General features: G+C 67.9%; 9 protein-coding genes and 1 pseudogene. 8 read left to right on the top strand and 2 right to left on the bottom strand.

Annotated features, from left to right (window positions below; genetic code table 11):
* The coding region (locus QZT59_RS15865) for a creatininase family protein (protein WP_290818600.1) at window positions 1-437 on the top strand (437 nt) is incomplete at its 5' end.
* Here QZT59_RS15865 and QZT59_RS15860 read toward each other — a convergent pair.
* Window positions 434-1,198, bottom strand: coding sequence for an HpcH/HpaI aldolase/citrate lyase family protein (locus tag QZT59_RS15860; protein WP_290818598.1), 765 nt, complete (start codon window positions 1,196-1,198; stop codon window positions 434-436). The two genes, QZT59_RS15865 and QZT59_RS15860, sit on opposite strands and share 4 nt — an antisense overlap.
* Window positions 1,199-1,377: 179 nt before the next feature.
* Between QZT59_RS15860 and QZT59_RS15855 the strand changes: the two genes are divergently transcribed.
* Window positions 1,378-2,580, top strand: a complete 1,203-nt coding sequence (locus QZT59_RS15855) for a Xaa-Pro peptidase family protein (protein WP_290818596.1) — start codon at window positions 1,378-1,380, stop codon at window positions 2,578-2,580.
* An 87-nt stretch (window positions 2,581-2,667) separates the two neighbouring features.
* Here the strand turns inward: QZT59_RS15855 and QZT59_RS15850 are convergent, their stop codons facing one another.
* Window positions 2,668-3,075: an SHOCT domain-containing protein gene (locus tag QZT59_RS15850; protein WP_290818594.1), complete on the bottom strand. Its 408-nt coding sequence runs from the start codon at window positions 3,073-3,075 to the stop codon at window positions 2,668-2,670.
* Between the two features lie 154 nt (window positions 3,076-3,229).
* Between QZT59_RS15850 and QZT59_RS19160 the strand changes: the two genes are divergently transcribed.
* From QZT59_RS19160 to QZT59_RS15820, 6 genes and pseudogenes are all read left to right on the top strand, one after another.
* Entirely contained in the window at window positions 3,230-3,445 is a 216-nt protein-coding gene (locus QZT59_RS19160) for a hypothetical protein (RefSeq protein ID WP_343195782.1), read from the top strand.
* Window positions 3,442-4,353, top strand: coding sequence for an adenosylcobinamide-phosphate synthase CbiB (cbiB, locus tag QZT59_RS15840; RefSeq protein WP_290818593.1), 912 nt, complete (start codon window positions 3,442-3,444; stop codon window positions 4,351-4,353). The genes QZT59_RS19160 and cbiB overlap by 4 nt, the downstream gene beginning before the upstream one ends.
* Window positions 4,344-5,093, top strand: a complete 750-nt coding sequence (gene cobS / locus QZT59_RS15835; protein WP_290818591.1) for an adenosylcobinamide-GDP ribazoletransferase — start codon at window positions 4,344-4,346, stop codon at window positions 5,091-5,093. The genes cbiB and cobS overlap by 10 nt, the downstream gene beginning before the upstream one ends.
* Window positions 5,078-5,308 (top strand): NTP transferase domain-containing protein, encoded by a 231-nt coding sequence (locus tag QZT59_RS19250; RefSeq protein ID WP_394348666.1) that lies wholly within the window; start codon window positions 5,078-5,080, stop codon window positions 5,306-5,308. The genes cobS and QZT59_RS19250 overlap by 16 nt, the downstream gene beginning before the upstream one ends.
* Window positions 5,284-5,579 (top strand): annotated as a pseudogene (locus QZT59_RS15825) (cobyric acid synthase CobQ); the annotation flags it as partial. The gene QZT59_RS19250 and the pseudogene QZT59_RS15825, both read left to right, overlap by 25 nt.
* Window positions 5,580-5,942: 363 nt before the next feature.
* On the top strand, window positions 5,943-6,199 hold a 257-nt coding region (locus tag QZT59_RS15820; RefSeq protein ID WP_290818589.1), incomplete at its 3' end, for a P-loop NTPase.

The raw sequence follows: 6,199 nt of genomic DNA, 5'->3' as shown, positions 1-6,199 counted from the left end.
TCCGCGAGGTCGGCAGACGGCTTCGCGACGAGGGGACAGCATTCGCCTGTGAGTGGATGTGGGACGAGAGCATCCCCGAGCTCGTCGACGAAGCGTTCGAGCGAAACGGTCCGCACGCCGGACCGAAAGAGATGTCGATGGTCTGGTATCACCGCCCCGATCTGGTTCGGCCGGAGCAGCGAACGGCGGCGCGGGACAACGGGCTTGTGCGACTTGAAGAGGCCGACAGCTACCGGTTCGGATCGCGGGTCACGTACGACGCCGTCGAATCGTCCCCGAACGGGACGTTCGGCGATCCGACGGACGCGAGTCCCGAGGCGGGCGAGAAGCTGTTCGAGGCGGCCGTCGAGCAACTGGTCGGCCTCGTCGAGTGGCTCGGCGAGCAGCCCTTCGAGGACCTGCTTCCCCCGAAACCGGTTCGAGAGCGCCCCGACTAATCCCGAGACGTTTCGTACGCCCGGAGATGTCGATCCGCGTCGGCCGCCAGATAGCCGGTGTCCGTCCCCGCCGCCAGAAAGTCGACGCCCCAGTCGAGCTTTTCGGGGACGTCGTCGACGCCGATCGCCAGCGTGCCGACCGGCACGTCGGCAGCGTGTGCGCCCGTCACGATCCGGTCGATCGCCTCCCGAAATCGATCGTGCTCCCACTCGCCGAAGCAGCCGAGCGACGCGGAGAGATCGGCCGGCCCGACGAAGAGCGCGTCGATCCCCTCAACGTCCGCGATCTCCCGGACGTTCTCGACCGCCGACTCGGACTCGATCTGTACGATCACTGCCACGTCGGTTCCGTCGCGAACCTGCTCGTCGAGGCGGTCGCCGAAGTCGCTGGCACGCGACCCGGCGATCCCGCGAACCCCTCGCGACGGGTAGCGACAGGCCTCTGCGACCATCCGGGCCTCGTCCGCGTCGTCGACGAGCGGAGCGAGGACGCCGGCCGCACCGAGATCGAGCGCACGCTTGAACTCGGCGGGATGTGCGTCGGGAACGCGGACGATCGGGACCGCGTCACCGTCGGCGACCTCGACGGCGCGGACGCAGTCGCCCGCGTCGCGGATCGTCGTTTCGGCGTGCTCGCGGTCGATCACCACGAAGTCGAACCCACGGCGGGCGATCGCTTCGGCGGCAGTCGGGTGTGGGATCGTCAGCCACGAACCGACCAAGGGTTCGTGAGCCTGGAAGGCTTCTCGGAGTCGGGTCATGGGGTCGAATCGGTCGGCGGCGGTCATCAACCTCGGGGTGCCGGAACTGGGAACGTGTTCGATTGCGGTCCACGGGCGATCCGGAGTGAACTCCGATCCTCCAGACCGTTCTCGTGACGAAGGATACCGATCGTTTCCGTCTCCTCAACCCTTATTCTTCGTCTCTACGTAGCCGAACCATGCCGACACGCCTCCCCGAATCGGAGTACGACGACCGGCTCGCGGCCATCCGTGAGCGAATCGACGCGGCCGACGCCGACGCCGGGTTGTGGTTCGGTGCGACGAGCATTGAGTATCTCACCGGGTTCGCTCACATCCAGACCGAGCGGCCGGTCGCGCTGGCAGTCACCGCTGACCGGGCCGAGATCACGGTGCCGCGCCTGGAGGTCGAGCGGGCCGAACCCAACCCACGCCTCGACGCCGTCCACCACTACATCGATTATCCGGTGGGGAAGCCGCTCGAGACGGTCTCGGAGATGCTCGCGGGAATGGGCGTTACGTCAGTGCTCGCGGACGCCGACGGCGCACCGGGGACGATGGGCTACGAGGGGCCTGCGCTCTCCGAGTTCGTCGATGTCGAGACACAGCGGTGGGTTCCCCGGATGCGCTGGGAGAAGTCAGACGCCGAGGTCGCGCTCGTACGCGAATCCGCCCGCTGGGCCAACCTCGGGCACCGCTATCTCGCGGACTACACGGAACCGGGGGCCCATCCCGCGACCGTGAGCCAGCGGGCCACGATGGACGCCTCCCGAGCGATGCTCGACGCGCTCGGCGACGAGTACGTGCCACGGACGCGAGGGAGCGGACCGGTGGCGGCGGGGTACATCTCAGGTGAACAGACCGCGCTGCCGCACGGGCACACGGCCAACCGTCGGATCGAGGAGGGTGACGTGCTGATCACGGGGGCGACCGCGAACGTCGACGGCTACTTTGCCGAACTCGAACGCACGATGTTCGTCGGCGAACCGACCGACGAACAGGCACACTACTTCGAGTTGATGCTCGAAGCGCAGACGATCGCCATCGAGGCGCTCGCCCCTGGCGTCCCGATCGAGCACGTCGACGAGGCCGTGTGGAACTACTTCGAGGAACAGGGCGTGACCGACCTCGCCCAGCACCACGTCGGTCACAACATCGGCATGGACGGTCACGAACCGCCGTACATCGATCGGGGCTGGACGGACCACTGTCGCTCCGAGCACACGAGCTACGACGAGGACGACGCCGCCCTCAAACCCGGCGAGATCTACACCATCGAACCGGGGCTCTACACCGACGACGCCGGCTATCGTCACTCCGACACCGTCGCCATCACCGAGGACGGCATCGACCAGCTAACGTACTTTCCCCGTGATCTCGACGGGAACGTAATCGACTGGTGATCGCGACGGCGGTCGCGTCGACACGTCTTCGGCGTCCGATTCGACTGGAATAGGCGTCACGACGGCACGGCCTCTCGCGACCGGAAGCTACCGGCCACGGTCGCGGGTCGACTCTCGCACGTAGTCGACGCGTTCACCCGCCCCGGACGCGTCGAGGCGCGGTTCGAGCCCTTCGGGTCCGTCCTCGGTCTCGATCAGTCGCTCGACTCGACGTTCGAACTCCAGGTCGTCGATCTCGCCGCGTGCGTACCGATCCCGGAGGGTTTCGAGCGGATCCTCCGCCGGCTCCTGAGAATGCTGCTCGTCCGACTCGCCGTCGACGAACTCGTCGCTCAGAACGCCCAGGACTGGGACGAGCAGGAGCCACCCGACGACGAACACCGCGAACGCGTAGGTCACCCCAAAAAAGACGGCGGTGAGGAGCCCGATCGGGAGCGTCGCCACCGCGACCACCGGCAGGAGGACGCCGACCGATCGCCCGAGCAGCCGTGCCATGGCCGTGTGGACGAACCGCGGAACGAAAATTCTGGTGATCCGATCGGTCACGCACCCGACAGCTGAACACGTCGATGTCGTCGGGTCGTCGAACCGACCACTGGGGGCGCGGGTCGACCGGGACGTTCAAGGTCTCGTTCGCCAACCACCCTCCGTGGCAGTCTCGTTCGACCTGTTCGGAACGCTGGTCACGGTCGATCGGCCCATCGATCCCGCCGACGCACTCGGCTGTGACGTGACGGGTCTCGTCCACGTCGGCGACGATCCCCAGACCGACGGCCGGGTCGTAGACTGTAGCGGGACAGCGCTGCTCCCAAACGACGTACCGCTCGCCGCGCTTCCGGCGCGACTCGCGGAGGGAGTGCCGTGACGCTGACAGCCGTCGTCGCGATCGGGATCGCGTTCGCCCTGGAGTACGCAATCGGCGAGCCACCTCGACGGGCCCATCCGGTCGCCTGGCTCGGCCGGGTGATCGCGCCTGTCGACGCGTCCTGGTCCCGGCCAGTGGTCGTCGGAGCGCTGGCCGCCGCCGGGATCCCGCTCGCGACGGGGATCCTGATCGCGGGCGTCGTGGGACTCGCGGCGACGATCGACCCGCTGTTCGGATCGGCCGTCGCCGGGATCATGCTGTTTGTCTCGACGAGTTTGCGGATGCTGCTCACCGCGGCCCACGACGTGATCTTGGCGAGCGAGACGGATCCCCGAGCGGCCAGGGAAGCGCTCCCCACGCTGGTCGGCAGGGATCCGTCGACGCTCTCGGCTGCCGAGGCACGATCGGCCGCGGTGGAGAGCGCCGCCGAAAACCTCGCGGACGGACTCGTCGCGCCGCTGCTCGCGTTCGCGCTGCTCGCCCCGATGTCGCTCCCGCTCGGAGCCGGCGCGGCCGCGGTGGTGAAAGCCGTCAACACGATGGACTCGATGATCGGGTATCCGAATCGGCCGGTTGGCCGGGCGGCAGCCCGACTCGACGACCTCGTGATGTGGATCCCGACCCGGGTATCCGCGGTTCTCCTCGCGGCGGCGGCCGTCGATCCGGGGTCGCTTCGACGCGCTCGACGGTGGGCCCACGAACCGGCGTCACCCAACTCCGGCTGGCCGATGGCGACGCTCGCGACGGTCCTGGGGGTGCCACTGGAGAAACCGGGCGCGTACGTGTTGAACCCCGTCGGATCCCTACCGACCGTCGCCGACGCCGAGCGCGGGGTGGCGCTCGTGGGACGGGCCGGGTTGCTGGGCTATCCCCTCGCTGCAGCGCCGGGGGTGATCGCGTGGCTCTGACGGCCCTCCGTGGAGCGATCGCGTTCCTCACCCGACTCCCGATCGACGCGTCTCCGGAGGCGTGGGAGGCGTTTCAGCGCGCACCGTGGACGTTCCCGCTCGTCGGGTTCGTGATCGGCGGACTGGTCGCCATCCCGTTCGTCGTGCCTGCACCGAGCCCGACCGTCGCCACCCTCTACGTGTTCGCCGTGATCCTCGTCACCGGCGTCACGCACGTCGACGGGCTTGCGGACGTGGGCGACGCGGCCGCAGCCAACGGCACGTCCCCGGACCGACGCCGCGAGATCATGACCGAGCCCGATGTCGGTGCAGGCGGCGTCCTCGCCGTCGCGTTCGGCGTCGGGGGGCTCGCGCTCGCGGGGCTCGCGCTCGCCGAGCTGCCCGCACAGACCGCCGTGGCGCTCGTCGTCGTCGCGGAGGTCGGCGCGAAGCTCGGGATGGCCGTGATCGCCTGTGTTGGTCGTGCGTCCCACCGGGGGATGGGAGCCGGACTGACGCGGGCGGCGCGTCCACGATCGTTCGCCGGGCCACTCCTGGTGGCCACGCCGTTCGTTGCCGTGACGTGGCCAACGCCGGCGGCCGCGCTCGCTCTCGTCGCCGCCGTGACCACGTCGTTGCTCGTGCTCGCGTGGGCCCGGGCGGTCCTCAACGGCGTCAGCGGCGATGTATTCGGCGCAGCGAACGAGCTATCACGTATCGCAGCGCTTCACGTTGGAGTGATCGTATGGACACTCTGGTGATGTGCGGCGGTCGTGGAACCCGCCTGGACGCGGAGGTCGAGAAACCGCTGTTCGAGGTCGGCGATCGCCCGATGATCGATCGGGTGCTCGACGCGCTCTCGGCGGACGAGGTCGGGACGCCACTGTTGACCGTCGCGGCGGACCTCCCGCTGATCGAGCCGGAAACCGTCGGGCCGTTCAAGGTCCAGAGAGCAACAACGCGCGTGTGGTCCTGAAGGAACCCGCCATCTACGACGACGGCGACGAGCCGTTCGGTGAGATCGGCGTCTCGCAGTACGTGCAGGCGCGGGCCGCCCGCGTCGAACCGACGCGACACACAACCCCGTTCTGCTCAAACCGCGTGGAAACGGCGAGAGCCAGCTCGTGATCGACGGCGAAGCGGTCGATCACTTCGCGGCAAGAGAGTACTACGACGAGGAGTGGAGACGTGCCCGAGCAGCGGCCGTTGCCGCTTACGAGCGCCTCGATCGCGACCACGACGTGATACGACTCGATCCGACGGTTCGACGGCCCCGTGATCGGTCTCTGTGGCGGCTATCAGTTGCTCGGCCGGCGGATCACGAACGCAGCGGTCGCATCCTGGGAACGTACCTTCACGGACTGTTCGAGAACCGAATCGTCAGGGAGGCGTTTCTCGATACGGTGTACGAACACGCGGGACGTGATCGCCCGATCGAATCCGCCGACTCACCAGACTCGCCGTACGCCCATGCTGCGGCGCTCGTCGATAACTCGAACTGGACGCGTTCTACCTACCGAAGTGACATGTTGGGACGCCTAATTGATACATCCGAATCACGAACGGTGCGAGCCAACCTTTAAATCGGAGAACGGGGGAAACGCCTGTCGATGGTCGAGGTCTTCGCCGTCGCGAGCGGCAAGGGCGGAACGGGAAAGACTACGAGTACCCTCGCGCTCGGGATGGCGCTCGCCGAGGATCACGACGTGACCGTACTCGACGCCGACACCGGGCTGGCGAATCTGCTGTTTCACGCCGGGTTGGAGGACGTCGAGGTGACCCTCCACGACCTGCTCATCGATGACCGGGACGCAGCCATCGACGACGCAGTGTACGAACGGTTCGGAATGCGAGTCGTTCCCTGCGG

The sequence above is a fragment of the Halovivax sp. genome (assembly GCA_007119345.1).
Classification (GTDB): domain Archaea; phylum Halobacteriota; class Halobacteria; order Halobacteriales; family Natrialbaceae; genus Halovivax.
The sequence above is the reverse complement of the archived record's forward strand: the minus strand, read 5'-3'. Positions and strand labels throughout refer to the sequence as shown.